We start from the raw sequence: 25,087 nt of genomic DNA, 5'->3' as shown, positions 1-25,087 counted from the left end.
CATCGGGGTGTGGCGCAGTCGGTGGCGCGCCGGTCTGGTGGACCGGAGGCCGTCGGTTCGAGCCCGGCCATCCCGACTCATGGTGAGGCCACCCGATAGGTGACGGGCGCCGCCTCGAAAGCGGACAGGGCCACAGGGCCTTGGGGGTTCGACTCCCTCCCTCACCGCCAAGCGCCGCTAGCTGAGTGGCTTAGCACCGGATTCTTAATCCGGGGACCGGAGTTCGACCCTCCGGCGGCGTACCACCGTGCCCCGCTGGCGCAGCGAACAGAGCGGGGCGCAGCACGATGTCGCCGGCGCCTGATGGCCGGGCTCCGGACTTTTAATCCGGACTGCGGGGGTTCGATTCCCTTCGGCGGCACTTGCGGGGTAGAGGAGTTCGGTCGTCCTCGCCGGCCTCATAAGCCGGAGCTCGCGGGTTCGAATCCCGCCCCCGCCACCACGTCCCTATCCGTTCGGGTCGGCCCTGGCACCGGGAGTGCCAGGCGCAAGCGCGGCAGCACACTCCGCGGCCGACCCCCTCATCACGCCCTGATAGCTCAGCGGGAGAGCACCGGTTCGACAAGCCGGGGGTCGCTGGTTCGACACCAGCTCGGGGTACGCAACGCGCGTTCGGTTATGGGCAACTCGCCGCCCCGCCCGAAAGCGAAAGATCTAGGGCTAGATAAACGGACGAAGCTTACGGCAGCCGACGTTATTGAGATCAGGGCGTCCAACCTGTCCGGGGAGCAGCTTGCTCCCGTTTTCGACGTGCGTCCGCAAACGGTCAACAAAATTCGACGGCGTGAGATCTGGAAAGACGTTGCATATTTTTTGGGCGATGGAGCGGGTTCAAGCCCCGCACGCGCGACCATTCCCTTGTAGCTCAAGCTGGCAGAGCAGGCGGCTGTTAACCGCAAGATTCCTGGTTCGAACCCAGGCGAGGGAGCGATGGCGGGGCCGGGACGGGCGGAAGTCCCCTCGGCGGAGACTGGTCCACCAGGGCCGCCCGTCATCCCATGCCCGTGTAGCTCAGCGGCAGAGCACCGCTCCCACACAGCGGGTCGCCCTGGTTCGAGTCCAGGTACGGGCACTGGCCTTCGGGCCGTAGTTGTGGCTGTAGCTCAGTGGTAGAGCGCCCGGTTGTGGCCCGGGAGGTCGCGGGGTCAGTACCCGCCAGTCACCCCACGGGAGTGCGCCACCGCTGGTGAGGTGGGCCGGGTTGTAACCCCGGTGCGTTCGCGCTCAGGGAGTTCGAATCTCTCCACTCCCACGGCTTGCCCGCGTAGCTCAGCGGACAGAGCACCAGCTTCCGGAGCTGGGTGGCGGGGGTTCGATTCCCTCCGCGGGTGCTTCTGCCTGGTCGTGTGCCCGAGTGGTCAGGGAGCGGTCTGCAAAACCGCGCACGCCGGTTCGATTCCGGTCACGGCCTCGACTGCCATCCACTGTGCGGGGTGCACCGGTCAGTTGACTGTCGTCACCTGTCGGAGGTCGTCCCGATTGCCGGACAGGATGATCGTCACCTGACCGGCGTCCATGGCCAGATCGACGCATTCCGTGCTCCGGTCCAGCAGCCAGCCAACAGGTCGGCACCCCCGACCCCACCCTCGTGCCTCGACGTGCCGCTTCACCTCCGCGTAGAGGTCTTCGCCGGATTGACCGGCTCGGCCGGTAACCGTGATCCTCCGCTGGCACGATCCTGAGCCGCAGTCGCCGTCATCCGACGGAAGGACCGTGGCTTGCAGTCCGTTGGGCAACGGCAGCACCTTGTCGGCTGCCGGGAAGAATGGCCCTGGTCGCCCGAGCAGTACGCCACAACAGAGCAGCACCAGCAACCAGCCGGCGAGCAGGTACGTCGACACGACGTTCCCGGGCCTGTGGACGGGGCCGAGTCGGCGGCGTTCGTGCAGGCGGGCGGCAGCCACCGTCAGCGCGGCCACCGCCACGCACACAAGCGAGATCTCCAACAGGCCACGCGGCAGGAAATAAATGAGTGTGGCGGCGAGCGCGGTCAACCCTGCGAGGAACAGCGCAACCAGCCATCGGATTCGCGGCGCTCGCGACATGTTGAGCCACAACAGCAGAATCGGCCCTGTCGCGAGCATGATCAACCGCACCGATTGATCATGCCAGCCCGATCCGACCCGCAATCACCACAGTGGGCGTACGACCGTTCCCGACGACTGCGCCGGTCGTCGAGACGAGGCCCGCAGGCCGGTCGCCGCGAGAGTGCTGTCGCGTACGGACGCGGACCAGCCTCCATGGCGATCATCGACGCCTGCCGCTACGATCCGGTATCGGTGAATCACCGAGCGTTGATGTGTGCTGTTCGTAAGACCTGGCCGCTGGCAATCCGGCGCCGCTACGCAGGTGGTGCCGGCGTGAGGATCACGCCGTCTCGACGAAGGAAATCCGGATGACGGAGAGCGCGCAGACCACCGAGAGCCGAACCGTTCCGCCCGCACGGCCCTACCCGTTCAGTGTGCCCGACCGCCTCGTCGTCGATCCGACCTATGGCGAGCTGCGCGAGACCGAGCCGATGACCCGGGTAAAGCTCCCCTACGGCGAGGAGGCGTGGCTCGCCACCCGGTACGAGGACGTCCGTACGGTCCTCGGCGACGTGCGGTTCGGCCGCGCACCGGCCGTTCAGCGCGACGAGCCCAGGCTCACCCAACGCCAGCAGGACAGCGGCATGCTGACCATGGATCCGCCCGAGCACACGCGGCTGCGCCGGCTGGTGGCGAAGGCGTTCACGGCACGTCGGGTTGAGGCGCTGCGACCCCGAACCCAGGAGATCGCCGACGCGCTTGTCGACAACATGATCCGGCTCGGTTCTCCGGCCGACCTGGTGGAGCACGTCGCCACGCCGCTGCCGATCCAGGTGATCTGCGAGCTGCTCGGCGTCCCGTACGCCGACCGCGACCGCTTCCACATCTGGTCCGAGGCGATCGTCTCGACCACCTCGCTGCCCCCGGAAACGATCCAGGAGTACCTGAACAGTCTCTGGGGCTACATGGGTGACCTGGTCGCCGAGCGCCGCCGCGAGCCGGGGATCGACGACCTGCTCGGCGCGATGGTGCGGGCCCGCGACGAGAATCAGGATCGGCTCAGCGAGACCGAGTTGGTGGAGCTGGCCGGCGGGCTGCTCGCGGCCGGCCACGAGACCACGGTGACCCAGATTCCCAACTTCGTCTACGTCCTGCTGCACAATCCGGACCAGCTCGCTCGGCTGCGGGCCGACCCGTCGCTGGTGCCGGCCGCCGTCGAGGAACTGTTGCGGTACGTGCCGCTCGGCGTCGGCTCCTCCTTCGCCCGGTACGCCAAGGAGGACGTCGAGGTCGGCGGGGTGCTGGTCCGGGCAGGTGAGCCGGTTCTCGGCTCACTGTCGTCGGCGAATCGGGACGGTACGGTCTTCGCCGACCCGGACCGGCTGGATCTCGACCGCGAGCAGAACCCGCACCTGGGCTTCGGGCACGGCGTGCACCACTGCGTCGGCGCGCAGCTGGCCCGCATGGAGTTGCAGGTCGCTGTGGCCACCCTCGTGACTCGCCTACCCGGATTGCGGCTCGCCGTTGCAGAAGCCGAGCTGGAGTGGAAGCGGGGCATGTTGGTGCGGGGCCTGCTCGGCATGCCGGTGGCCTGGTGAGCACCGCATGGCGGATCGGGGTGGACGCCCGCCGCTGCATGGGCACGGGCGTCTGCGTCGGGACCGCACCCGAGCACTTCCACCTGGTCGGCGACCTGTCCGCGCCGCTGGCCGACGTCGTCGCCCCGGCCGAGGCCATCGTCGACGCCGCCAACTCGTGCCCGGTGGAGGCGATCACGGTCCGCGACGCCACCGACGACCGGCTGATCGCGCCGGAGGAGTGACCCGAAATCGAGCCCGGCCGGTTGCGCCGCCGCGGATGATCCTCAAGATCAGCGCGCTCGTGAGGTCAGCCGGCCCGCCAGCCGGCCGGGTCGACGCCGCCGGGCACTGGCGCCGCAGGGTCGTAGGGCTGCCGGGTGAAGACGAAGGTGCCAAGATCGAGGTGGCTGACGGCGCCGGTCGCGTCGCGGTGCACCCGCAGCCGTTCGCCGGCGAAGTAGCCGTTGAGCCCCTCCCAGCCGCCGTCGCCGGTGGGGCGCAGCCGGGTGCCGCGCCCGCCGGACAGCGGGGTCAGCTCCAGGAAGTCATCAGCCTGCGGGCGCAGCACGTACGGGGCCGGCCCCCAGTACCACGGGCCGGCGAGATCCAGTAGCTGTGGGTCAACCGAGGGCAGCGGTCGCCACGGCGCGGGGATCCGGGGCTCCCGCTCGGCGACCGTCTGCAGCAGATCAGCGGCGAGAGCGCCGGCGGACAGGCCGGCGGTCACGTTGCCCATCACGACCGCGCCCAGAGCCTCGTCGGGGCTGACCCAGACGGCCGCGACGAAGCCCGGCATCGAGCCGGTGTGCCCGGCCAACAACCGGCCGTCGCGGCGCAGCAACTGCATGCCGAGCCCGTAGCCGCTGTCCCGGTCCGTCGCCTCCGGTGGGCTCGCCGGGGTGCGCATCTGCGCGACGGTGTCCGGATGCAACACCCGGTCGTCGCCGTCGATGAGGAACGCCGCGAACCGGGCCAGGTCCGTCACGGTCGACCACAGTTGCCCGGCAGGGGCCATCAGACCGGTTTCCACGGCGGGCTCCGCCAGGAGCACATCGGCCCAGGGATGCACCGCCCAGCCCGTGGCATGCGGCGCGACCGGCAGCAGGGTGGTGCGGGTCATCTCGAGTGGCTCCAGCACCTCGCGCCGCAGCACCTCGCCCCAAGCCTGCCCGCGAACCCGCTGCACCAGCGCGCCGAGCAGCGCATAGCCGGGGTTGGAGTAGTGGTGGCGCTGTCCGGCCGGATGTACCTGCGGCTCGCTGCCCAGCACGTCGGCCAGGTCGGGCCGCAGCGTGCCCGGGGTCCGTTCCCACCACGGACCGGGCGCCTCGGCGATCAGCCCGGCGGTGTGCGCCAGCAGTGCACCGACCGTGGCCTGGCCCGCCGCCGTGCCGGGCAGGTGCTCGGCCAGCGGGTCGGTAAGCGCGAGTTGCCCCTCGTCGCGCAGGCGCAGCACCAGCACCGCCAGGAAGGTCTTGGTGATCGAGCCGATCCGGTATTGGAGCTCGCCATCCGGCACCCTGCCGTCCACAGTTCCCCACCCGTCCACCCACACCGGACGGCCATCACGCACCACGGCAGCGACGACCGAAGGCGCCCGACCCGCTACCTGACCAGTGGCCAGCCGGTGGACGAGCGCACGTCGGGTTTCGGGTAACAGCGGCGTCGGGATCGGTGACATGTGGGGCAACCTACCGGGCGGGCCGCGCGGCCCGGAATGATCCGGCGGGTCCGGATCTGCCACCGTGCGCGCGGCAGCGTGAGTTGAGGGCGCCGCTGTCAGTAGGCGCCGGTGGACGCGGTGGCTTCCGCGAGGCAGTTGTCACGAGCCGAGGCGGCGGTGATCTGTTCGGCGGGTGCCTCAGGTGTGGCGTCGGCCGGCCGTCGGCAGCATGAGCTCGGTGTATGTGGACAGGGTGCCGGTCCAGTCGTCATGGGCCTCATAGGCGACGTAGCCGTCGGGCCGGACGAGGATCTGCGCCGGGCCGGTGATGCCGTAGACACGGCGCACTCCTGCCGCGTCCTTCTCGGGGATCTCGACGGTCTTCAGAGCAGCGCCCGTACCTGGCCACGAGATGTGCTTGAGCGCCGACACCGCGGGCTCCCCGACGGCGATGAGGGTGAAGTGAGCACCGCGAAACGCGTCGAACAGTTGGCCCGAGCGGCCGTCGGTGTCGCGGTAACGCGCGTCGGGTGCGCGGTCTCCGGCGATGACGTTGGGGGTCTCGTCGTCGCTGTCGGCAGCCAGCGGACCGCCGCGGTAGTTGAGGGCGAGTTGGCGTTCCTCGTCGCCGCGTTTGGCCGCGGCGAGCGGGCGACTGTTCATCCGGGCGTAGATGTCGCTCGACAGCCCCAGCACCCGGGCGGCGATGGGCTGCCGTTCGGCCTCGTAGGTGTCGAGCAGGACGTCGGGGGCTCCGGCCAGGACCTGGGCCAGTTTCCAACCGAGGTTGTAGGCGTCCTGCACGCCGGTGTTCAGGCCCTGACCACCGGTCGGCGGGTGTACGTGGGCGGCGTCGCCGACGAGGAAGACGTTCCCGGACCGGTAACGCTGCGCCAACCTGATGTTCGGCCGCCACACCGACGCCCAGTGCACCTCCGCCACGTGCAGTTTGGCGCCCGCGTACTCGTGAACGAGGCGGTTTACGGCTTCCTGGCTTAGGTCGGCCTTGTCGTCCGGACGCAGCTTGAGCATCAGTTGGAACTTGTCGCTGTCCGGCAACGGGCACAGTGCCATGAACCGGCCGTTGCCGCGGGGCCAGATGTGCCACCGGTTGCGGGGCAGACCGGGCACTGTCACATCAGCGACGATCATACGGTCGCTCTCGTCGGTGTCCCCGACGAAGTCGATGCCCGCGGTACGGCGGACAACACTGCCGCCTCCGTCGGCGCCGACCAGGAAACGGGCGGAGATCCGCACGGTGCCGGCCGGACCGTCGACGGTGGCGACGACACCGTCCGCATCCTGCTCGTAGGACGTCAGCCGGGTCCGGTACTCGACCGTGCCGCCGAGTTGTTCGAGACGGCGTCTGATCGCCGCGTCCGTTTCGTACTGCGCCACCAGAAGGGTGTTCGGGTGGGGAACATCCTCGGTCGGCTTGCGGTGCTTGATCATCACCCAGGGCACGGTGAGGGGGCCGACGTGCGCGCCGAGTAGGGGATAGAGCGAACTGCGGGATTGGATTTCGGCCAGGATGCCGAGGTCGTCCAGAACCTCTTGGGTTCGTGGCTGGATTCCTTTGGCCCGAGAGCCTTCGAAGCCATGCTCGGCGGCGTCGATGACGCGCAGCCGAACACCCCGGCGCTGAAGATCACAGGCCAGCGCGAGCCCGGCCGGGCCGGCCCCGACCACCAGCACGTCGATACGGTCAGTCATTGCCGTCACCTCGAAGCTCGGAAACGCGGTTGAGTGGGATCGCCCACCGCACGGATCGATCGGGCGCTGCGCCAGCGGTCCCGTCGCCGAATGTCAGGTCGGCGGAGAGTCGCGTCCAGGCCCTCAGCGTTTATGGATACAGCGTAGCCGAAAATAGGTGGCCGGCGCAATGCTGTGGGTCTCCCGCTCGTCGGTCAGCAGGGCGGTCCACTCGGCGGTCGGTGATCAGGTCAGCCGACCCATGGCTCGCGAGGAAGGTGCCCCCGGCAGCGCGGGCGAACGACACGGAAACGGACGTCGCGGATGCCAGACAGATCAGGGATATGTTGGCCGCTCGAGAGAAAAACTGAGGCCTGGTAACCAGAGGGCTCGTCTGTGATGGCGGAAACCGGCGTAGGCGAGCCAGGACTGGTCCGGCACCAGGAACAGCGCTGGGACCAGCCACCAGGGCTGCCCGGTGGTCGCGAAGACGACGAGAGCGGCTCCGGCGACGGTCAGCCCTTCGATCCGAAGCCAGGTCAGGGGCCGGCCGGTGACGACACCTGGCGTCCCGGCGACGACGTCGGGCGATGGCCGGGCCGGGGCCCACTTTCTACCGCGTGGTTCCGGGGCACTCGCTGGTGACTCAGTGCTGGTCATGCGCTCCTCGTGGGTAGGTGCGGGTCAGGTGGACGGCTCGCCGGTGATGCCTGCCCGAAGGCTCATCCGTGCGCGAGCGTCTGCAACCAGACGACCAACAGGCCGGCGACACCGAGGGTCAGGAGGAACAGCGTTCGCTGCCACCACGGCACCCTGATGCCGCGTATCGCGACGGCGGCGACGGTCACGAGCGTTGCGAGGAGAGCGGCTGCGGAAACCCGCAACGCGGGGGTGACGGGCCAGGCGCCGAGAGCGGAGGCACCGAGCAGCACAAGCGGGGCGACGACCGTCACCAACGAGCCCAGCGAGGCGCGCAGCGCGTGGCGCAGCTCCGGACCGTTCAAGAACCGATCGTGTACGGCCAGGTGTGAGAGCACGTCGGCGGTCAGCGCGGCGACCACCGTCCCGGTGGTCGTGACGAGCAGGACGAGGAGGGCCTCGACGGGTGTCCCGGGGTGGGAAGCCACGACGAGAGTGACGGAGAGCGCGGTGAAGGTGACATAGATGCCCTCGCGCAGGGAGTCGGTCTGCTGCGCGGGGGTCGCCGCCGGGGTGAACCGGCGGCGGCGAGAGGACTTTCGATCAGTATTTATGGCTACAGCGTAGCCATAAATTTTCGAACATGCCAGTGGATCCCCGGACAGCCACCCGGCCACGGCACCTGATGCCAGAGCGTCGCGCCGCCGGAGCCGCGGCTCGCGGCGGTCCTTGACTCCGGCAACGCCCACGTCCACTTCTCCTGGTCCCCTGCGTGTAGCGTCTTCGTACTGTCCTGACCCGCGGGTCGTGGCCGCGAACTCGTGATGGGAGACGCGATCGAATGGATGGTCCGGCCAGAAAGGAACCAAAGCGGCCACGAGGACGTCCGGCCGTCGGGCGCGTCCGTATCGTCGAGGCGGCGCTCGGCATCCTCGACGAGGAAGGCGCGGACGCACTCACCTTCCGAGCTGTGGCCAAACGTCTTTCGTCGAGCACGGCGACGCTCTATCGGCATGTCGAAGGCCACTCTGAACTACTCGGCCTCGTCATGGACCACCTTCTTGGCGAGGCTGACGGGCAGATCCGGGCCCAACTCGGCGCAAGCGCGACCTGGGACGAGGTCTGCCGCAACTCCGCCAGAATCTCGTACCGGGTCCTGTCGAGCCACAACGCCTCAGCGCACCTGTTCACCAGCAGGTTTCCTCTCGGGCCGAACGGCCTGGTCATCCGGGAACGGATGCTGGCGGCCCTGTTGCAGGCCGGGTTTCCCCCGGTGATATCCGTGAACACGGTCGCGATGATCTCCCACTACGTGGTGGGGTTCGCGATGCAGAACGACGCGACGGTCAGCCGTTCGACGCTGGAGGACACCTTTCTGGGCGGAGGCGGGGGCCCGTACCCCGCCACGGCTTCGGTCGTGCACCTCCTGCCCCGTCCGCTGGACGAGGAATTCGAGTTCGGGCTCGATCTGATTCTGCAAGCCCTGAACAACGGCCTCCCGGGTTCCGCACCTCCGGTGGGGTAGGGATCAGTGGCGACCTGACACTGACGGCTCGACCTCGGCGGGTGGCGCCGGGAGTTCAGCGGCTGGGCTGATCATGCTTCGAGGCGTGGGCGAGGAGCGCCAGGGTGGTCGTCCCAGCGGTGCGTCAGCGGGCGAGTTCGTCCTCGACGAACGCGGGCCTCGCAAGCGTGATCGCCGGGATGGTCGCCACGAGGGTGACAGCGAGCAGGAACAGCAGCGGCAGGGTCCACCCGCCGCTCAGGTCGTGCAGCAGCCCGACGAGCAGCGGACCGAGCGCGCCGAGCGCGTACGCGACCCCCTGGGCGAAGCCGCTCAGCGCGACGGTGCCGCCGTGGGAACGGGTGCGAACGTTGATGAGCACGAGGCAGACCGGGAACAGGATCGACCCCGAGCCGATGAGCAGCACCCAGAGCAGCGTGAGTGTCGTAGGGGCGAGCAGCAGGCCGAGGTAGCCGGACAAGAAGCTCACGACACCGGCGGCGATCAGCCAGCCGACGTTGCGCAGTCGCGCGACGAGTAGGGGCGCGACGAATGCGCCGGGCACGCTGATGATGCCGGTCGCGGCGAGCAGCACGCCGGCCTCGGTCGGCGTCGAGCCGGCGATGTCGCCGAGGATCTCGGGCAGCCACGCGAACGCCGCGTAGGTGCAGATCGTGCTGGTCGAGAATACGACGGTGATCGACAGGGCCACGCGTGACCGCCACAGTCGCGAGACGAGGGCGGTAGGCGGGGACTCGACGGTGCCGGCATCCGAGAGTCGCTGGCGGCGCTCCCGCGCGATGATGACGAGCCACGGCACGAGTGCGACCATCGAGGTCACCGACCAGATACCGAGCGAGAACCGCCAGCCGATCTGCGCCGAGACCGGAGCGGCGACCGCGGCGGGCACGGCCGTGCCCACGCCCACGACGCAGACGTAGACGGCGGTCAGCAGTGCTACCCGGTCGGGGAAGTGGCGCCGCACGATCGGCGGCAGCAGCACATTGCCGATGCCCGTACCGGCGAGCGCGACGACGCTGCCGGCGAGTAGCACCGCGAAGCCCGGGGCGAACGCGCGCACCAGATGGCCGAGGGTCATGAGCAGCAGCGCGAGCACGATGCCGCCGTCGAGGCCGAAGCCGCGGGCGACGCGCGGCGCGACGAACCCAGAGGCCGCCAGCAGGATCGGTGGCAACGTGCCGAGCAGCCCGACGTCGATGTTCGATATCGGGATGTCCACCCGGATGTCGCCGAGGATCGGCGATACCGTGGCAACCGCCTGGCGCAGGGTGAATGCGACGAGCCCGATGCCCAGCAGCGCGGCCGTGCGTCCCGCCCACAGCGGAAGGCGGCGGTGCTCGGACATCCCCCGACTCTAGTACTCCGTCCCGGGGATGTTGACCTTGGCCGAGCCCACACGTCGTCCAGCCGGGGCGTCCACCTCCACGCAGACAACCCCGGCGGCCGCCGTCGGGCCCGACGCAACCCTCCGGCGACCGGCTCGTTGGTGCGACAAGGGGCGGACGGAGGCGGGCGATGGCGGCGGGGCACGGCGTTGACCTGCTGCGCCCTCCCACGAGTTCGGGTCGCGCCACGTTCCTGGAACTCTTCTTCGATCTGGCCTTCGTCGTGGCTCTCACCCGGGTCTCGCAGCGATTCGCCGGCCTGAATGATGACACTGGCTGGGCGCTCGTCACCGGGTTCGGTCGCACGCTGCTGCTCTTCCTGGCGCTCTGGCTGATCTGGTCACACACCGCCTGGATCACCAGTCGATACGAACCAGAGCGGTCGATCATCCAGGCCGTCGTGGTCGGCACCATGTTCGCCGGCCTGGTCATGGCGGTGGCGCTCCCACGTGCCATGGAGGAGCGAGCGCTGCCGTTCGCGATCGCGTACCTGACGGTGATGGTGGTGCGGCCCATGGTGGTCGCCGCCGCGCTGCGTGGCCATCCGCGACGGCTGGTGCCGTTCCGGCTTTCGGTGTGGGCGGCGGCGAGCGCACCGCTGTGGCTGGGCGGCGCGCTGGGTCCGGACCGACTTCGCCTGCCGCTGTGGGCTGTCGCCCTTGCCGTCGACTACCTCGCCTGGACACTGGGCTGGCCGTTGCCGTGGCTCGGAGCCTCGAAGATCGGCCGTTGGCGGATCGCCGGGACGCACCTCGCCGATCGTTACCAGCAGATGTTTCTCATCGCACTCGGTGAGTCGATCCTGGTCCTCGGTGTGGTCTTCAGCGGCACGGACTACTCCGCCGGGCGGGCGGCCGCCTTCGGGATCGCGTTCGTCACCAGCGCGCTGCTCTGGCGGATCTACTTTCACCGCGCCGGCCTGTTGTTGACCGATGCGCTGGAGCGGGCGGGCATGCCCGGTCGGCTGGGCGCGGCGTCGGAACGCACTCATCTGCTGATCGTGCTCAGCGTGCTCGTCACCTCGGTCGGGTACGAGCTGGTGATCGATCACCCGTACGGGCTGGTTCGGCCCGGTTGGCTCCTGTTCGTGGTGGGCGGTCCGATGCTTTTCCTCGTCGCCCGTATGCGGCTGGAGTACGAGATCTTCGGCCGGCATTCCCGTTCCCTGTTGATCGGCCTGGTGGCCCTGCTGCTGGCCACGCCGGCGTTGGCCCGCTGGGCGCCGATGGTCGGGCTGAGCGTGGTGGCCGGGGTGCTGGCCCTGATCGCGCTGCGCGACGCGCTGCGGAACCGGGGTCGGCCGCGGGAGGTTCCCGCGTCGCCGATCGGGCGGGAGACGTCCCACGACCGTGACTCCGAGGCGTGACCGCGCACGCCCTGTAAAGATCAAGCGCTAGCGGGCGGATTCGGCCGACCGGCGCTCCGCGTTGATCCGGAGAAGACCCTCGACCCCGCGGAGGAAGGTCTCGGACACCAACGCGGGGTCGAAGAGGCAGCCGGCTGCCATGGCGCCGTCGCGGAGCATGACGAAGTGACGCGCGGCGGGCTCTGCCGTCTCCTCGTGGACCTGCGCCATCAGTGTCGTGAGCGTGTCCAGGAACCACTGCCGGTGGGCGATGATCTCCCGGTGCACGGGATGGTCGGCGTCGGGATATTCCGCCGCGGCGTTCAGGAAGGCGCATCCGCGAAACCCGGGGGACTGGATGCTCTCAGCGATGGCGCCGGCGATCGCCAGGAGGGGGTCGCCCGGCGGCGGGTTGGCGGCGATGGCCGCGCCGACCGCGCCGCGATCCATCCGGTGAACTTCCCGCAGGTACGCGAGGATGAGATCTTCCTTGCTGGGGAAGTGCCGGTAGAAGGTGGCCCGGGTCACTTTCGCCTCGGCGATGATCCGGTCAACACCGACGGAGTGGATGCCCTCGGCGTAGAAGATCTTGGTTGCCGTGCCGAGGAGCCGGGATCGCGCCTCAGAGGGCCGGTCAGCGGGTGCGCCGCGCTTCATGCGCCCATTCTAGCGGATAGAACGTTCGGTCTTAAGCGAACTTGCGTTGCCGCCCTGTCCAGCGGGCGCGGCTGAGGCTCCCTCGGCGATGGCTCACGGGCCCCCGGGTCGGTCCAGCCGCGTGACCTGGCCAGCGATAGCCGGCCTGCGCTCGCGTCACCCCATGCAGTAGGCGACCGGCAGGCACCTGGGCCGGCCGGAGGTGCGGTCTTCATCACCCCTGAGGTAGAACGTTCTGTCTTGACGCTGCCTCAGCGAAGGTGAGAACCTGTCATAGGTAGAACGTTCGTTCTGGCCAGGCCTCCGCACCATCCATCCCCGGAAAGGGCCATCGTGAGTTCCGTAGTTGCTTCGCCCGGCATTTCCCAGACCGCTTCCGCGCTGCGGCGGCTGTACTTCGTCCGCTTCGCGTTCGCCATCGTGTGGGCACTCGTGACGATCGCGACCGCCAAGGAGATCGGTCCGCTCACGGCGGTGCTGTTCGTGCTCTACCCGCTGTTCGACGTGGGCGCCGCCAGCTACGACCTCCGCTCGACGCGGGCCACCGGATCGTCGACCCTGCTGTACGTGAACATCGCGGTCAGCCTGATCACCGCCGTTGGCGTGGGTGTCGCCTGCGCGTCCGGAATTCCGGCGGTGCTGCGGGTGTGGGGTGCCTGGGCGGTTGTGGCTGGTCTGGTCCAGCTGATCGTGGGGGTCACCCGACGCAAGATGGGCGGGCAGTGGCCGATGATCATCAGCGGAGGCATCTCGGTGCTCGCCGGTGGGTCCTTCATCGCCGGTGCTTCCGCGGCTGACCCGTCGCTGACCAACGCGGCTGGCTACGCCATCCCCGGCGCCATCTTCTTCCTCATCGCTGCCCTCCGCCTCGGCCGCGGCGCGAAGGGCAACTGACATGACCACCACCGAGTACGACGTCGTCGTGGTTGGCGCGGGTCCGGTCGGGGAGAACGTCGCCGACCGGGTCGTACGGGGCGGCCTGACCGCCGCCATCGTCGAGCGGGAGCTGGTCGGCGGGGAGTGCTCGTACTGGGCCTGCATGCCGACCAAGGCGTTGCTCCGCAGCGCGTCGGCGATGCGGACGGCTCGCCGACTGCCGGGTGTGCGGGAGGCGGTGACGAAGGACCTGGACGTTTCGGCGGTGCTCGCACGCCGGGACTCCTTCGCGTCGCACTGGAAGGACGACGGGCAGGTCTCCTGGCTCGAGTCGGCGGGGATCGCGCTGCACCGCGGCCAGGGGCGGATCCGGTCCGCCCGGGTCGTCGACGTGACAGGCGTCGACGGTGTGGTGACGCGGTTGACCGCGCGGCACGCGGTGGTCGTCGCAACCGGAAGCAGTGCTCTGCTGCCGGACGTCCCGGGCTTGCGGGAGGCGGCACCATGGTCCAGCCGCGAGGCCGCCTCGGCCGGGTCGGTTCCCCGTCGGCTCGCCATCATCGGTGGTGGCGTGGTGGCGGCCGAGATGGCGACCGCGTTCGCCGCTCTGGGGTCTTCGGTGACGGTGCTGGCCCGCGACGGTGTGCTGCCGTCGGTGGAGCCGTTCGCGGGGGAGTTGGTCAAGGAGTCGTTGCGCGAGGCAGGTGTGGCGGTACGCGTCGGCGCGCAGGCCCTCTCCGTCAGCCGCGACGACAGCGGGACCGTCCACATCCGCACCACCGACGGCGACGTCCTGGAGGCCGACGAGGTCCTGGTGGCGATCGGCCGTACGCCGAACACCCAGGACATCGGACTGGACACCGTTGGGCTGGTGCCGGGTGCCTGGCTGACTGTCGACGACACTCTGCGCGTCGTCGGCGGTGGCGAGTGGCTGTACGCGGCGGGTGACGTGAACCGTCGGGTGCTGCTCACCCATCAGGGCAAGTATCAGGCTCGTGCGGTGGGCGACGTGATCGTTGCCCGGGCGAAGGGCGCGAAGGTCGAGGACGGCCGGTGGGGCCGGCACGTGGCCACGGCCGACGAGCGTGCGGTGCCGCAGGTGGTCTTCACCGACCCGGAGATCGCGTCGGTCGGGCTGACGGCGGCCTCGGCCGCGGCGGCCGGCCTGCGGATCCGGGTCGTGGACTACGACCTCGGAGCCGTCGCCGGATCCTCCCTGCACCTCGATGGCTACCGGGGGCACGCCCGCATGGTCGTCGACGAGGACCGGAAGGTGATCGTCGGCGTGACCCTCGCAGGTCCGGACGTCGCGGAGCTGATCCATGCCGCGACGATCGCCATCGTCGGCGAGGTTCCGCTGGACCGGCTGTGGCACGCGGTTCCCGCCTACCCGACCGTCAGCGAGGTGTGGCTACGGCTGCTGGAGACATACGGCCGCTGATGGTGTGGCCGCGTCCCACCCGGCGGCGAGCAGAGCTGACTCGAGGTGTTTGCCGTGTCGGCCAGGGCGGACGGTTGGGGGCCCTACCCTCGGTGGAGAGGGATTCCTCTCGGTGAGCTGGAGATGAGACGGCCGACTCGACGAAGCTGTCCCCGCAGGTGCGGCCCGCGCCGACGGTGCTGATCGTCGGCGCGGGCCCCACCGGGCTGACGCTGGCCTGCGAGCTTGCCTGCGGCGGCGTCTCCTTTCGCCTGGTCGAGGCCGTCTCCGGTCCGCAGCCCGGCTCGCGCGGCGACCAGTCGCGGCCGGCGTGCTCGCGCTCTCGAACGCGCGCCTCAAGCAGGCGCTCGAGCAGAAGGGCATCCCCACCCACCGCGATGCGAGCACGACACAGCTCAACGTCGGTTATCGCGGATCTGCCCTGGCGCGCGACGACCGCGAGGAGAGTGCGCTTCTCCGCGCCGGTGACCGGGCCCCCGACGCGACCAAACTGACGACTGTGGGAGGCGAACGCCGGCTGTTCGACCTGACCCGAGGCGGACAGCCACGCTGCTGAGTTTCGGAAGCGCGCCTGCGGTCGCGGCTCCTCACTCTGGCCTCAGGACTCTTAGTGTCGTCGGTCAACCGACTGACCCCGACGACGTCGCCGACACCGAGGGGCATCTTGCCAGCGCCTACGGCGCGGGCGATCGTACCCTCGTGCTCATCCGTCCCGACGGTTATCTCGCGCTGATCTCCGATGCCGGTGACGTCTCGGCGGTATCGCACTATCTCGACGCGATCGGCTGACCCGTTGCCCGGTCGCCCCCCCATGGTGGCCGAACTCCGCGAAGGGTGGGTAGACCCGGGCCGGCATCGACAAGGACGCCTCGCTTTCCAGATCTCGCGGACAGAGGTGAGACCCGCTCCGGATACTGGATGTTGCACCGCTCCCAGGCTGGGAATGCGGGCCAGTGGGCGGCCGTCACCGAAACGCCCTGTCGACGCATCCTCGTCGTCCGGTCTGCCCCGACACGTCCAGCAATTGCGGGCCTCTCGAAAGGAATGCCAGATGAATGCTGCTTCTGACATGTCTGCCCAGGAGGCGGGGATGTCCACCATCGTGCTCGTCCATGGCGCATTCGCCGATTCGTCGAGTTGGAATGGGGTGATCGCCCACCTCAAGCGCCGAGGCTATCCCGTCCTTGCCGTCGCGAATCCGCTGCGCGGTGTGCAGAAGGATGCCGCCTATGTGCGGTCTGTGGTGGACAGCGTGTCCGGCCCGGTCGTGATGGCCGCTCATTCCTACGGCGGATCGGTGATGACCGAGGCCGCGGACGGTGCCTCCAACGTCAAGGCTCTGGTGTACGTCGCCAGCGTGAGCCCGGACGTCGGCGAGAGCGTTGCCGAGCTGACCACCAAGTTTCCGGGAAGCGCGCTCCTCACCTCCATCAGGATGGTCCCGTACGCCCTCGACGGGGGTGGCACGGCCATGGAGCAGTACATCTATCAGGAGAAGTTCCCGGAGGTGTTCGCCGCCGACGTCGACCCCGACGTCGCCGCGCTGATGGCGGTGACGCAGCGGCCGCCCACCGCGGACGCCCAGACGGAGAGCGTGACCAAGGCCGCCTGGAAGACGATCCCATCCTGGACCCTGATCAGCACCCAGGACCGGGGGATCCCGCCGGACCTGCAGCGCTTCATGGCCAAGCGGGCCGGGTCCACCACTGTCGAGATCGAGGCTTCCCACGCGGTGGCGGTCTCGCAGCCCGGCCCGGTCGCGGACCTCATCGACTCCGCCGCCCGCGCGACAGCCTGACCGGGGACCGCGCCTTCCACTATCTGTCGCATTGGGATCACTGGCCGAGTTGGGCGGCCATCCGGCGGCGTAGGGGCGGCAGGGCACTGGCGGTACGCAGTGTGGCGCGCAGTGCCACTCTGCTCAGGCGGTTGGTCGAGCTGGCTTGCCGGGCGTTGCGCAGCGACTGTCGCACCGCGGCGAAGCCGTATTCGAGCATCTGACGTTCGTAGTCGCGCAGCGCCGGTACCACCGCCGTCGTGCCGGCTTGGACCTTGGTGAGGTTGTCGCAGAGCAGGGCGGCGTCGCGCAGTGCCGTGTTGGCGCCTATCCCCGCCAGCGGTGTCATGTTGTGGATCGCGTCGCCCAGTAGGGTGACCCGTCCGGTCTCCCAGGCCTTGACGGGGGTCGCACTGCGGACCCGGATGGCGTTGACCGTCTGCGGGTCGGATCCGGCTATCACTTCCCGCAGCGCCGGTGCCCATTCGCCGGTGTGGTCCAGCACGAGGCGCTGCAGGTCCGTTCCGGAGAGGGACTCGACGGCCTCGGCCGGGAAAGCCGTCGCCGCGTCCGTGTAACCCCAGAGCAGGTAGGGACTTGTGTTGTCGAGCAGGAACTGCTCCGGCGGAGCGATCACCTGCGGCCCGGGATGCCACACCGCGGTGAAGAAGGATCCACGGCTCTTCGGGATCACGAGGTTGACGTCGTGGGTCAGCGCCCTGGGTAGGGTGGCGTCGGCGAGGCGATGTTTGCCGGCGACCGCCACGACGCCGGTGTCGACGCGCCGCGCGTGCGGGAGCAACTGGCGGCGTACTCGTGAGTTCGCGCCGTCGGCGCCGATGAGCAGGTCGGCGGTGGCCGTGCCGCCGTCGGCGAAGTAGGCGGTCACCCGACCGTCGCTCGTCGTCTCGTAGTGCGTGAACTCGTGGTCCAACCGCACCACGTCATCCATGCCGGACAGCAGCACCTCGCGCAGGCTGATCCTGCTGACGCCATAGTGTCGGCTCTCGGGAGCGTCGGCCGGCGTGATCTCCTCGGCGGTGAAGCGGAGTAGGTCGTCGAGCCGCTCGGTGGTAAACCCGAAGCCGCCGCCGTCGATCGAGACGGTGTCGAGGAATGCCTGCCAGGTGGCGGGTGGAAGGCACGCGTGCAGTGCGCGGCTGCCGTTCGGGTTGAGGTGGATGCGGTAGCCCTGCAGCCAGTCGGTGCGGGCCCGGGTGCGTTCGTGGACGGTCACCGACACTCCGGCGCGGCGCAGGCCCTGTGCCAGGCACAGACCGCCGATCCCGGCGCCGATGATCATGACGTTGAGGGGGGCCATGCGACGAGTATCAAACAGACGCATGGCACTGTCAATCAAACAGTTGATTAGGATGGTTGCCCGACTGACCGTGTTACGGTGATCTTCATGGGCAAGCCTCGCCGGTCCCCAAGCGGTGAACAGCGCAAACGCGATCCCGAACGCACCCGCGAACGCATCCTCGACGCGGCGTTCATCGAGTTCAGCGAACATGGCTTCGCCGGCGCCCGGACTGGCGCGATTGCCGCCCGCGCCGGGGTCAACCAGCAGCTGATCTCGTACTACTTCGACGGCAAGGACGGCCTCTACCGGGCCCTTCAGCGCACCTGGGAGACGACCAACGGCGCCGCGCGTCCGGACCTGCCGTTGGCCGAGATCGTGAGCGGGTTCCTCACTCCCGGTGCCCCGCAGCGGTCGTGGGCACGGCTGCTCGCCTGGGAGGGACTCGCCCCCGCCGAGCCACCCACCGAGCCGGATGCCGACCCCGTGACCGACGCCTACTTCGCCGCGATGGTCGACGACATGCGTCGCCGGCAGCAGGCCGGTGAACTCGCCGCCGACCTGGACCCTGCCTACGTCCAGGTGTTGCTCTTCGCGGCGACGCTGGCGCCGACAGTGCTGCCACAGGTCGTCCGCCGGATGACCGGTCTCGCCGCCGACTCGCCGGAATTCCTCCACGCGTACGCCGAGCAGCTACGTCGCGTCATCGCCCGTTTCGCCGAACCGATCTGACTCCCGTTCGGCAAGCGCAGACCACGTTCATCGACGGCTGCCCCGGAGCGGCGACCGTGGGGAATGCGGACTGATCCGACGCGGTGCGTCCGTCGGCGGGACGTGCTCTCGCCGACGGACCGTACCGGCGACGGAGCCTACGGTTTGCGGGCGAGGAGCCCGACGAAGGTGTGATAGGTGTCGGTCTGGTTCGGAGTGGGCGCGCCCGGCTCGGGACGCCACTCGGCCAGCGGCACCAGCCCCGGGTCCAGCACCGTCAGCCCGTCGACGAACGAGAGGATCTCCTCGTCGGTGCGCCAGCGGCCGGTGCCGAGCGACTCGTTGAAGACCCGCTCGACCTCGCGGGCCTTGCGGGAGCCCTCGGGGTCTCGCTCGCCCGGGTCGCGGAAGTGCGACACCGCCACGTAGCTGCCGGAGGGCAGCGCGTCGATCAATGCCGCCGCCACCGCTCGCGGGTCCTCGTCGTCGCCGAGGTGGTGCAGGATCGCGAAGAGCAGCAACCCGACCGGCCTGTCGAAGTCGAGGAACCGACGGACGTCCGGGTGGTTGAGGATCTCCTGCGGTGCCCGAACGTCCGCCTGGATCACCGTCGCGGTGCCCTCGGCGGCGAGCAGGGCTCGTCCGTGGGTCAGGACGATCGGGTCATTGTCCACATACACCACCTGAGCCTTCGGGTTCTGCTCGGTGGCGACCTCGTGCACGTTGCCCTGGGTGGGCAGCCCCGACCCGATGTCGAGGAACTGGTCGATGCCCGCCTCGGCGACGAGGAAGCGAATCACGCGACGCAGGAAGGCCCGGTTCGCCTGGCCAGCCGCCGGCCCGTCCGGTGTGATCCGCAGGGCGTGCTGGGCGACCTCCCGGTCGACCTCGAAGTTGTCCTTGCCGCCCAGGAAGAAGTCATAGACCCGGGCCACGCTGGGAATGCGGGGATCGATGCCGGGGGGTGCCGCCTTGTCGGGAGTCACAGGCGTCTCCATTCGATGGGGATGAGCGCAGGCAGAGATCTGCGGGCGGTGCCGGCGTTTGCGGCGAGTGTAGCGATCGGAACAGTCGATTTTTGCCCCCGACTGGTACCGCTCCCAGTGAATCGGCTCCGCACCAGCGCACTCGCGGGCGACCCGGCGGCGATCAGTCCTCGACGTCGTACGCGGATGCGTCGACCAGGCCCGCCACGAACGACTCGAAGTCGGGGGCGAGGACGGTGATCTGGTAGTTCCACTCCTGGTCGACGTGCACGACGGCCGGCTCACCGGGCGAGCGGTAGTCAAGGGCGATCATGTCGTGGCCCGCCGACGGACAGTCGGCGATGTAGATGCCGATGTCCGGGTAGCCCCATTCCGCTACCCAGAACGCGCTACCGACGTCGCCACAGAGACTGAACCGGGCGGTTCGACCGATCGCCGCCAGCGCGTTCACGCCGACGTGGTCCTCGGCCCACGAGGTTCGGCGGGGCGCGGGGTGGGCGTCACAGCCGAGCAGGCCACCGTTGTGTCGACGGGCCAGGTCGACGTACGCGGAGGGCAACTGGTGCCCGAGCTGCTCCTGCACCGCCCGCAGCACCTCGTCGGTGAGCGGGTCCTCCAACGGGCCGGATCCGTCGAAGACAGTTGCGGGATCGAGCACGGGTCGACGGTAGCCGGTCGGCGTCGGTTCCAGAATCGCCGGTAGCCCTGCTGTTGTCGGCAGCAACGACGGCGGGTGACCGGGGCCGAGAGGCCCGTCCCCGGGGCAACCGGTAACGGGCCTCTCGGCGTTCATTCTCGAGTGGGCGCAGATCCGGTGTGTGCCGGTCGGTCGTCCGAGGTCTGCCACCGTGGCTCAGCAGGTGCGCGTCTGCCAGCTCACCTTCGTCGCGAACATGGGCACATACAGGTCCCCTCCTGTGCCGGGGCGAGAGCACAGTACGCCGGACATCTGCGCCCCGAGAGGTACGTGTAGGACCAGCTGATCTCGGCGTTCCGGGATGTGTGGTTGTAGAAGTTGAAGGCCGGGACGATGCCGGACTCCTCTGGGTGCGGCCCCTCTCGGGAGGAGACTCCGAGGCGTCAGGAGCAGTTCTTGCCCTTGTTGATGCAGGTGACGATGCGTTGCATGGTCTGGGCGGAGTTGACGTTGACGAAGTCGTTGTGGTCGGAGAAGGGGTTGTGGTTCTCCTCGGGGAAGGAGTCGAGGGCGTACTGGCCTTTGACCTGCACCTTGCGGGCGATGTCGTACCCCACGGTGATCCGCAGCTGTGGGATCGCCTGGAAGCCCTGCGGGCAGGCGCCGGTGGCCTTGTCGGCGAACGCGACGTGCTTGCGGTGGTTGTCGCTGTCGATGTTGCTGCCGTCCCAGCAGCCGGGGAAGTCGTGTACGCGCTGCACCTGGCTGCCGGCGGGGCAGATCGGGTACTTGTCGGAGAGGCGGTCGGTGAAGCCCGAGCAGGTCCAGGTGGCACGGGCGTTGGCCGGCCCGCGGCTGGTGGGCTTGGCGTCGCCGGTGAGGGCCCGGAGGAACTTCGGCATCGCCACCACCTTGCTGACCGGGTTGCCGCGGTACTCGATCAGCACCTGCGCCGGGCGGACGATGCCGCCGGTGTTGCCGGGCAGTTCGAAGTTGGGTCCCTGCGGGTCGGGGAGCGCGGTGGCGGTGCTGGGCGCGCTGCTCGGTGCCGGCGGAGTGCTGGGGGCCTGGTCCAGCCTGCACGCGGCGAGCGCGTCGAGACCCTGCGGGCGGGTGGCCTGCCGCCCGATCGCGGTGGCGATCCGGTCGAGCGCGGCGACCCGCTTGGCGCGCAGCGGTCCGAGGATGGCGTTGTCGACGAAGGCCGGGCCGCCCTGGCCGCGACTGCTGACGAGACGTTCGTTGGCCTCGGAGATCTGCCGGTCGAGGTCGTCGAGGTTGCGGTTCACCTCGACGAGGGCCCGATCGGGTACACCCGGCAACCTGTCCCGCACGCTGGGGCACTGAATCCGCGGATTCGCGGCCTGGGCCGCCGTGGCGCTTGCGCGGTGGGCGCTGTCGGGCATCCGGGCGTGCATGTCGTCGTAGCTGACGTCACACTCGACAAGCGAGACCAGGCCGGGCTGGTTGCCGCCGGCGGCGGTGATCGTGGTGCTGATCTCCTTGAGCATGTCGGCGCGGCCGGCGCGCAGCGAGTCGATGACCTCCCGGTTGAACGCGGCGTCGATGCGGCCCCGGGTGGCGGTCATCCGCTGGTTCGCGGCGGCCTGCTGGCGATCCAGTTCCGCCAACAGGCGGTCGACGGTGCCGCGGGCCCCGGTGGGGACGGCCCGCAGCCGTTTGCCGACCGAGGGGCAGACGACCATCGGCTGGGTCTGGGCGAGGGCCTGCCGGATCTGCTTGCCGCTGCGGACGGTCTTGTCGATGCGCACCACCGGCCAGAAGTAGGACGACTTGTCGCCGTTGCGGCAGGTGGTGCCAGAGGCGTCCAGATCGGCGTTGGAGGAGTTCGCGGTGATGGCCAGGTTGCCGACGAAGTCGTGGACGTGTTCGGCGCCGTTGCGGATGCCGGGCTGGGCCACCGGATTGTCCGGGCTGAACTTGCCGTTGCCGTTCGTGCCGCAGTCGACGGTGAACCGGCCGGTCGACGCACCGGCGGCCGGCCTCGGGTTCTGCACGTTCGCCGGCACTTTCTCGATTGCCACGAACTGGTCCAGGTTGGTGGCGGCATCCGCGGTGTCCTTGCCACCACCGGAGACGAAGGTGGCGGTGAGCGCACCGCTGGCGGCCAGCACGAGCGCGGCCAGGGCGAGCCTGGCCGGCCGGGTCTGTGCCAGTGGCTTCCCGCTCTTTCCACGGTTCATCGGAATCTCCTCATCGCCGGAAACGGCTGTCTCCAGTCGGTACGGGCCGGCGCGTGGTCAACGGTCAACTGTCGACGGGCACGTCATGATTCGGTAAGAAGTCCCGGCGGGTGGGGGTGAACCGGTCGGTCCGTGACGCGTGGCAGCGGCGGTGCCGCGCTGGCCGAGGCGTGAGACACGTTGGCGATCATCGATCCGTTGCGGCATCGTCGGGGGTATGACAGGTGTCCGTTCGTCCTCGTTGATCCGCCGTCCGCGGCCGGGCCCGCTGGCCGCCGTCGTGCTGGCGACGGCGGTGCTCGGAGCCGCTCTGAGCGCCGCACCGGCGGCCGACGCCGGCACCGCGGCGCCCGCCGCGTACCCGGGGGTTGCCCCGGCGCCCGGTGGGGCCGCGCGGTCCGCCGCGGAGCCCACCAGCACCGCGCCGCCGGCACCGACGACGGCGCCCAGCACGCCGAACACCTCGCCCTTCCCGCCGAGTGCGCCCACGAACCTGACCGCCAGCGAGGTACGGACCGGGTCGGTCACCCTCACCTGGACGGCCGCCAGACCCGGCTGCTGCGCCGTGACCGGCTACGACATCACGTACTACCAGGCGTTCGACGACGTCGTCTACAGCGCCAGCGTCGGGGCCGTCACCACCACCACGATCACCAGCTACATCGGGTCGGGCCGGCAGTACTCGTTCCGGGTGGCCGCCCGGGACAGCCTCGGCCACCGCTCCCCATCGACGGACACGCTGACCGTGGTCACCCCGGTGACGGACACCGGCCCGGACACCACCCCGCCGAGCGCCCCGCAGAATCTGACAGTCGGCGAGGTGACCGGCTCGACCGCCGCGCTGTCCTGGTCGCCGTCGACGGACAACGTCGGCGTGCTCGGGTACAACGTCTACCGGTTCGACGGCTGGTTCAGCTCGACACTTGTCGCCACCGTGCCGGGGACGACGTACACGACGTCGCTGCCCCCGTCGACGCCGCTGCGCAACCTGTACTACGTGCGGGCCCGGGACGCGGTGGGCAACGTGTCGATCGCGTCCAACACGGTCACCGTGCCCACGACGTCCACCCCGACGCCACCGCCGCCGTCGACCTGCCGGGTGACCTACCGCAACCAGTCCGAGTGGCAGAGCGGCTTCGTGGCCACGCTGACGATCCAGAACACCGGGACGGCACCTGTCGACGGCTGGATCGTCACCTTCAGCTTCCCCGGAGACCAGCAGGTCACCGCGGCGTGGAACGCCACGGTCGGCCAGACCGGCGCCGCCGTGACCGCCCGTAACGTCGACTGGAACCGCGTCCTCGCGCCAGGCGGCTCCGCGAGCTTCGGCATACAGGGGCGGTGGGCCGCCAGCGACCTGCCGCCGATCGGCTTCGCACTGAACGGCGCCCCCTGCGCCGTCGGCTGAAAGGCCCGAGAAGGAGTCTCGTGCGCAGGTATTCGCGCCACCGCAGGGCCCTGACCGGGGCCCTCACGGCCGGCATCCTCGTCGTCTGCGCCACGCTCGGCGGCACGTCCGCGCCCGCCTCCGCCGCGAACACGCTGAGCATGCGGGGTGCCGACGTCTCCTCGTTGCAGCGCAGCCTGGACCTGGGTGCCAGGTACTACGACGCCGGCGGCGTCGCCCGCGACCCACTGGACATCCTGAAGTCCGTCGGCGTCAACTACGTCCGACTGCGCGTCTGGAACAACCCGATCAGCGGCTACAACAACAAGAACAGGGTGTTGGGCCAGGCGAGGGCGGTCAGGGCGAAGGGCCTCCGGGTGCTCATCGACTTCCACTACTCCGACACCTGGGCCGACCCCGGCAAGCAGTACAAGCCGGCCGCCTGGGCCGGCCACAGCCTGAGCCAACTGGGTGCCGACGTGTACGGCTTCACCTACGACGTCTGCGCCAGCCTCCGGGGGCAGGGCACCCCGCCGGACAGCGTGCAGATCGGCAACGAGATCAACGTCGGGATGCTGTGGAACGAGGGCAGGGTCGTCAACAACGACTTCGCCCCGCTGGCCAGCCTGCTGAAGCAGGGCTACAACGCGACAAAGGCGTGCGGCGGCGGCATCCCGGTGATGATCCACACCGCCAACGGCGACAGCAACGCCAACGCCCGATGGTTCTACGACGGCATCCGCGCCCAGGGCGTGCAGTGGGACATCACCGGGCTGTCGTACTACTGCGTGTGGCACGGCACCCTGTCGAACCTCTACAACAACATCGTCGACCTGCGCGGTCGCTACGGCAAGCCGGTCGTGATCGCGGAGACCGCGTACCCCTTCACCCGCGACAACGCGGACAGCGAGCCGAACGCCATCGGCGACGCGACATGTGACGGCATCAGCGCGACCTGGTCCGGGCAGGCCCAGGAGTTCGACTGGGTCCAGAACACGGCCCGCAACGCGGGCGCCGTCGGTGTCTTCTACTGGGAACCGACGTGGTACGCGGTTCGAGGCAACGGCTGGGACCCGGCCAACATCAACGGCACCGGCAACCAGTGGGACAACATGGCCGTCTTCGACTGGTCCGGGCGGGTGAACCCGGGCGTACGCTGGTCGCCCTGACCCGCCGCCGGACGCACGCCGCCGTCGGGCAGATGTACTCCCTCCGTCGAGGGAGTACAACCCGCCGCGTGGGTTCTACCGTTGCC

The 25,087-nt window shown here is 69.5% G+C and carries 22 protein-coding genes, 12 tRNA genes and 1 pseudogene; 24 read left to right on the top strand and 11 right to left on the bottom strand.

Features of this window, described 5'->3' with window-relative positions:
• The first annotated feature begins 3 nt into the window (after positions 1–3).
• From AB0B14_RS11060 to AB0B14_RS11005, 12 genes are all read left to right on the top strand, one after another.
• Positions 4–76, top strand: a tRNA-Thr gene (locus AB0B14_RS11060).
• A 5-nt stretch (positions 77–81) separates the two neighbouring features.
• Positions 82–170 (top strand) — tRNA-Ser (locus AB0B14_RS11055).
• Between the two features lies 1 nt (position 171).
• Positions 172–245, top strand: a tRNA-Lys gene (locus AB0B14_RS11050).
• A gap of 44 nt (positions 246–289) precedes the next feature.
• Positions 290–361 (top strand) — tRNA-Lys (locus AB0B14_RS11045).
• Positions 362–363: 2 nt separating this feature from the next.
• A tRNA-Met gene (locus tag AB0B14_RS11040) sits at positions 364–442 on the top strand.
• An 86-nt stretch (positions 443–528) separates the two neighbouring features.
• A tRNA-Val gene (locus AB0B14_RS11035) sits at positions 529–600 on the top strand.
• Between the two features lie 254 nt (positions 601–854).
• Positions 855–928 (top strand) — tRNA-Asn (locus AB0B14_RS11030).
• A 72-nt stretch (positions 929–1,000) separates the two neighbouring features.
• Positions 1,001–1,072, top strand: a tRNA-Val gene (locus AB0B14_RS11025).
• Positions 1,073–1,092: 20 nt separating this feature from the next.
• Positions 1,093–1,167, top strand: a tRNA-His gene (locus tag AB0B14_RS11020).
• Position 1,168: 1 nt separating this feature from the next.
• A tRNA-Tyr gene (locus AB0B14_RS11015) sits at positions 1,169–1,252 on the top strand.
• A gap of 6 nt (positions 1,253–1,258) precedes the next feature.
• Positions 1,259–1,331 (top strand) — tRNA-Arg (locus AB0B14_RS11010).
• A 9-nt stretch (positions 1,332–1,340) separates the two neighbouring features.
• Positions 1,341–1,411, top strand: a tRNA-Cys gene (locus tag AB0B14_RS11005).
• Between the two features lie 31 nt (positions 1,412–1,442).
• Here AB0B14_RS11005 and AB0B14_RS11000 read toward each other — a convergent pair.
• Complete coding sequence (locus AB0B14_RS11000) at positions 1,443–2,096, bottom strand: hypothetical protein (RefSeq protein ID WP_357522325.1); 654 nt, start codon at positions 2,094–2,096, stop codon at positions 1,443–1,445.
• 299 nt (positions 2,097–2,395) lie between these two features.
• On the opposite strand from AB0B14_RS11000, the gene AB0B14_RS10995 reads away from it, so the two are divergent.
• Together AB0B14_RS10995 and AB0B14_RS10990 are read left to right on the top strand one after the other, a co-directional pair.
• On the top strand, positions 2,396–3,625 hold the full coding sequence (locus AB0B14_RS10995) for a cytochrome P450 (protein ID WP_357522324.1): 1,230 nt from the start codon (positions 2,396–2,398) through the stop codon (positions 3,623–3,625).
• Complete coding sequence (locus AB0B14_RS10990) at positions 3,622–3,849, top strand: ferredoxin (RefSeq protein WP_357065088.1); 228 nt, start codon at positions 3,622–3,624, stop codon at positions 3,847–3,849. The genes AB0B14_RS10995 and AB0B14_RS10990 overlap by 4 nt, the downstream gene beginning before the upstream one ends.
• 65 nt (positions 3,850–3,914) lie before the next feature.
• Here AB0B14_RS10990 and AB0B14_RS10985 read toward each other — a convergent pair whose 3' ends face one another.
• The 4 genes from AB0B14_RS10985 to AB0B14_RS10970 form a co-directional block, all read right to left on the bottom strand.
• Positions 3,915–5,288: a serine hydrolase domain-containing protein gene (locus AB0B14_RS10985; RefSeq protein WP_357522323.1), complete on the bottom strand. Its 1,374-nt coding sequence runs from the start codon at positions 5,286–5,288 to the stop codon at positions 3,915–3,917.
• A 180-nt stretch (positions 5,289–5,468) separates the two neighbouring features.
• Positions 5,469–6,983: an FAD-dependent monooxygenase gene (locus AB0B14_RS10980; RefSeq protein ID WP_357522322.1), complete on the bottom strand. Its 1,515-nt coding sequence runs from the start codon at positions 6,981–6,983 to the stop codon at positions 5,469–5,471.
• 315 nt (positions 6,984–7,298) lie between these two features.
• Positions 7,299–7,622, bottom strand: a complete 324-nt coding sequence (locus AB0B14_RS10975) for a DUF4260 family protein (RefSeq protein WP_357522321.1) — start codon at positions 7,620–7,622, stop codon at positions 7,299–7,301.
• Between the two features lie 62 nt (positions 7,623–7,684).
• Entirely contained in the window at positions 7,685–8,350 is a 666-nt protein-coding gene (locus tag AB0B14_RS10970; protein WP_357065094.1) for a hypothetical protein, read from the bottom strand.
• A 92-nt stretch (positions 8,351–8,442) separates the two neighbouring features.
• On the opposite strand from AB0B14_RS10970, the gene AB0B14_RS10965 reads away from it, so the two are divergent.
• On the top strand, positions 8,443–9,126 hold the full coding sequence (locus AB0B14_RS10965; protein WP_357065096.1) for a TetR/AcrR family transcriptional regulator: 684 nt from the start codon (positions 8,443–8,445) through the stop codon (positions 9,124–9,126).
• A gap of 124 nt (positions 9,127–9,250) precedes the next feature.
• Here AB0B14_RS10965 and AB0B14_RS10960 read toward each other — a convergent pair whose 3' ends face one another.
• Positions 9,251–10,471 carry an MFS transporter gene (locus tag AB0B14_RS10960; RefSeq protein WP_357522320.1) on the bottom strand — a complete coding sequence of 407 codons (1,221 nt, stop codon included), beginning with the start codon at positions 10,469–10,471 and terminating at the stop codon, positions 9,251–9,253.
• Positions 10,472–10,641: 170 nt separating this feature from the next.
• Between AB0B14_RS10960 and AB0B14_RS10955 the strand changes: the two genes are divergently transcribed.
• Positions 10,642–11,877 (top strand): low temperature requirement protein A, encoded by a 1,236-nt coding sequence (locus tag AB0B14_RS10955; RefSeq protein ID WP_357065100.1) that lies wholly within the window; start codon positions 10,642–10,644, stop codon positions 11,875–11,877.
• A 27-nt stretch (positions 11,878–11,904) separates the two neighbouring features.
• Here the strand turns inward: AB0B14_RS10955 and AB0B14_RS10950 are convergent, their stop codons facing one another.
• A complete protein-coding gene (locus AB0B14_RS10950; protein ID WP_357065101.1) occupies positions 11,905–12,513 on the bottom strand; it encodes a TetR/AcrR family transcriptional regulator in 609 nt (202 codons plus the stop codon).
• Between the two features lie 333 nt (positions 12,514–12,846).
• On the opposite strand from AB0B14_RS10950, the gene AB0B14_RS10945 reads away from it, so the two are divergent.
• The 5 genes and pseudogenes from AB0B14_RS10945 (at position 12,847) to AB0B14_RS10925 (ending at position 16,628) form a co-directional block, all read left to right on the top strand.
• Positions 12,847–13,407, top strand: coding sequence for a hypothetical protein (locus AB0B14_RS10945; protein WP_357065103.1), 561 nt, complete (start codon positions 12,847–12,849; stop codon positions 13,405–13,407).
• Position 13,408: 1 nt separating this feature from the next.
• Positions 13,409–14,830 (top strand): NAD(P)/FAD-dependent oxidoreductase, encoded by a 1,422-nt coding sequence (locus AB0B14_RS10940; RefSeq protein WP_357522319.1) that lies wholly within the window; start codon positions 13,409–13,411, stop codon positions 14,828–14,830.
• A 158-nt stretch (positions 14,831–14,988) separates the two neighbouring features.
• Positions 14,989–15,081 (top strand): annotated as a pseudogene (locus AB0B14_RS10935) (FAD-dependent monooxygenase); the annotation flags it as partial.
• A gap of 59 nt (positions 15,082–15,140) precedes the next feature.
• Positions 15,141–15,386, top strand: coding sequence for a hypothetical protein (locus AB0B14_RS10930; RefSeq protein ID WP_357065621.1), 246 nt, complete (start codon positions 15,141–15,143; stop codon positions 15,384–15,386).
• Positions 15,387–15,920: 534 nt separating this feature from the next.
• Complete coding sequence (locus AB0B14_RS10925; RefSeq protein WP_357522318.1) at positions 15,921–16,628, top strand: alpha/beta hydrolase; 708 nt, start codon at positions 15,921–15,923, stop codon at positions 16,626–16,628.
• Positions 16,629–16,665: 37 nt separating this feature from the next.
• Here AB0B14_RS10925 and AB0B14_RS10920 read toward each other — a convergent pair whose 3' ends face one another.
• Positions 16,666–17,928 (bottom strand): NAD(P)/FAD-dependent oxidoreductase, encoded by a 1,263-nt coding sequence (locus tag AB0B14_RS10920; RefSeq protein ID WP_357065108.1) that lies wholly within the window; start codon positions 17,926–17,928, stop codon positions 16,666–16,668.
• 87 nt (positions 17,929–18,015) lie between these two features.
• Here AB0B14_RS10920 and AB0B14_RS10915 point away from each other — a divergent pair, with 87 nt between their 5' ends.
• Positions 18,016–18,639, top strand: a complete 624-nt coding sequence (locus AB0B14_RS10915) for a TetR family transcriptional regulator (RefSeq protein WP_357065109.1) — start codon at positions 18,016–18,018, stop codon at positions 18,637–18,639.
• Between the two features lie 137 nt (positions 18,640–18,776).
• Here AB0B14_RS10915 and AB0B14_RS10910 read toward each other — a convergent pair whose 3' ends face one another.
• The 3 genes from AB0B14_RS10910 to AB0B14_RS10900 all read right to left on the bottom strand — a co-directional run bounded on the left by AB0B14_RS10910 (position 18,777) and on the right by AB0B14_RS10900 (position 22,445).
• Entirely contained in the window at positions 18,777–19,604 is an 828-nt protein-coding gene (locus AB0B14_RS10910) for an SAM-dependent methyltransferase (protein ID WP_357065111.1), read from the bottom strand.
• A 163-nt stretch (positions 19,605–19,767) separates the two neighbouring features.
• Positions 19,768–20,295, bottom strand: coding sequence for an SMI1/KNR4 family protein (locus tag AB0B14_RS10905; protein ID WP_357065575.1), 528 nt, complete (start codon positions 20,293–20,295; stop codon positions 19,768–19,770).
• Positions 20,296–20,684: 389 nt separating this feature from the next.
• Positions 20,685–22,445 carry a DUF1996 domain-containing protein gene (locus AB0B14_RS10900; protein ID WP_357065112.1) on the bottom strand — a complete coding sequence of 587 codons (1,761 nt, stop codon included), beginning with the start codon at positions 22,443–22,445 and terminating at the stop codon, positions 20,685–20,687.
• Positions 22,446–22,662: 217 nt separating this feature from the next.
• Between AB0B14_RS10900 and AB0B14_RS10895 the strand changes: the two genes are divergently transcribed.
• Together AB0B14_RS10895 and AB0B14_RS10890 are read left to right on the top strand one after the other, a co-directional pair.
• Positions 22,663–23,853 carry a cellulose binding domain-containing protein gene (locus AB0B14_RS10895; protein WP_357065114.1) on the top strand — a complete coding sequence of 397 codons (1,191 nt, stop codon included), beginning with the start codon at positions 22,663–22,665 and terminating at the stop codon, positions 23,851–23,853.
• Between the two features lie 74 nt (positions 23,854–23,927).
• Positions 23,928–25,001 (top strand): glycosyl hydrolase 53 family protein, encoded by a 1,074-nt coding sequence (locus tag AB0B14_RS10890; protein WP_357065578.1) that lies wholly within the window; start codon positions 23,928–23,930, stop codon positions 24,999–25,001.
• The last annotated feature ends 86 nt before the right edge of the window (positions 25,002–25,087 follow it).

The organism is Micromonospora sp. NPDC049171, from assembly GCF_040648275.1.
Taxonomy (GTDB): domain Bacteria; phylum Actinomycetota; class Actinomycetes; order Mycobacteriales; family Micromonosporaceae; genus Micromonospora.
The sequence above is the reverse complement of the archived record's forward strand: the minus strand, read 5'-3'. Positions and strand labels throughout refer to the sequence as shown.

Bases quoted from the DNA above. Each gene is read 5' to 3' on its own strand.
- AB0B14_RS10895 (WP_357065114.1), top strand. From the start codon at position 22,663: ATGACAGGTGTCCGTTCGTCCTCGTTGATCCGCCGTCCGCGGCCGGGC.
- AB0B14_RS10975 (WP_357522321.1), bottom strand. From the start codon at position 7,622: ATGACCAGCACTGAGTCACCAGCGAGTGCCCCGGAACCACGCGGTAGA.
- AB0B14_RS10915 (WP_357065109.1), top strand. From the start codon at position 18,016: ATGGGCAAGCCTCGCCGGTCCCCAAGCGGTGAACAGCGCAAACGCGAT.
- AB0B14_RS10940 (WP_357522319.1), top strand. From the start codon at position 13,409: ATGACCACCACCGAGTACGACGTCGTCGTGGTTGGCGCGGGTCCGGTC.
- AB0B14_RS10950 (WP_357065101.1), bottom strand. From the start codon at position 12,513: ATGAAGCGCGGCGCACCCGCTGACCGGCCCTCTGAGGCGCGATCCCGG.
- AB0B14_RS10920 (WP_357065108.1), bottom strand. From the start codon at position 17,928: ATGGCCCCCCTCAACGTCATGATCATCGGCGCCGGGATCGGCGGTCTG.
- AB0B14_RS10900 (WP_357065112.1), bottom strand. From the start codon at position 22,445: ATGAACCGTGGAAAGAGCGGGAAGCCACTGGCACAGACCCGGCCGGCC.
- AB0B14_RS10955 (WP_357065100.1), top strand. From the start codon at position 10,642: ATGGCGGCGGGGCACGGCGTTGACCTGCTGCGCCCTCCCACGAGTTCG.
- AB0B14_RS10995 (WP_357522324.1), top strand. From the start codon at position 2,396: ATGACGGAGAGCGCGCAGACCACCGAGAGCCGAACCGTTCCGCCCGCA.
- AB0B14_RS10985 (WP_357522323.1), bottom strand. From the start codon at position 5,288: ATGTCACCGATCCCGACGCCGCTGTTACCCGAAACCCGACGTGCGCTC.
- AB0B14_RS10925 (WP_357522318.1), top strand. From the start codon at position 15,921: ATGTCCACCATCGTGCTCGTCCATGGCGCATTCGCCGATTCGTCGAGT.
- AB0B14_RS10980 (WP_357522322.1), bottom strand. From the start codon at position 6,983: ATGACTGACCGTATCGACGTGCTGGTGGTCGGGGCCGGCCCGGCCGGG.
- AB0B14_RS10965 (WP_357065096.1), top strand. From the start codon at position 8,443: ATGGATGGTCCGGCCAGAAAGGAACCAAAGCGGCCACGAGGACGTCCG.
- AB0B14_RS10960 (WP_357522320.1), bottom strand. From the start codon at position 10,471: ATGTCCGAGCACCGCCGCCTTCCGCTGTGGGCGGGACGCACGGCCGCG.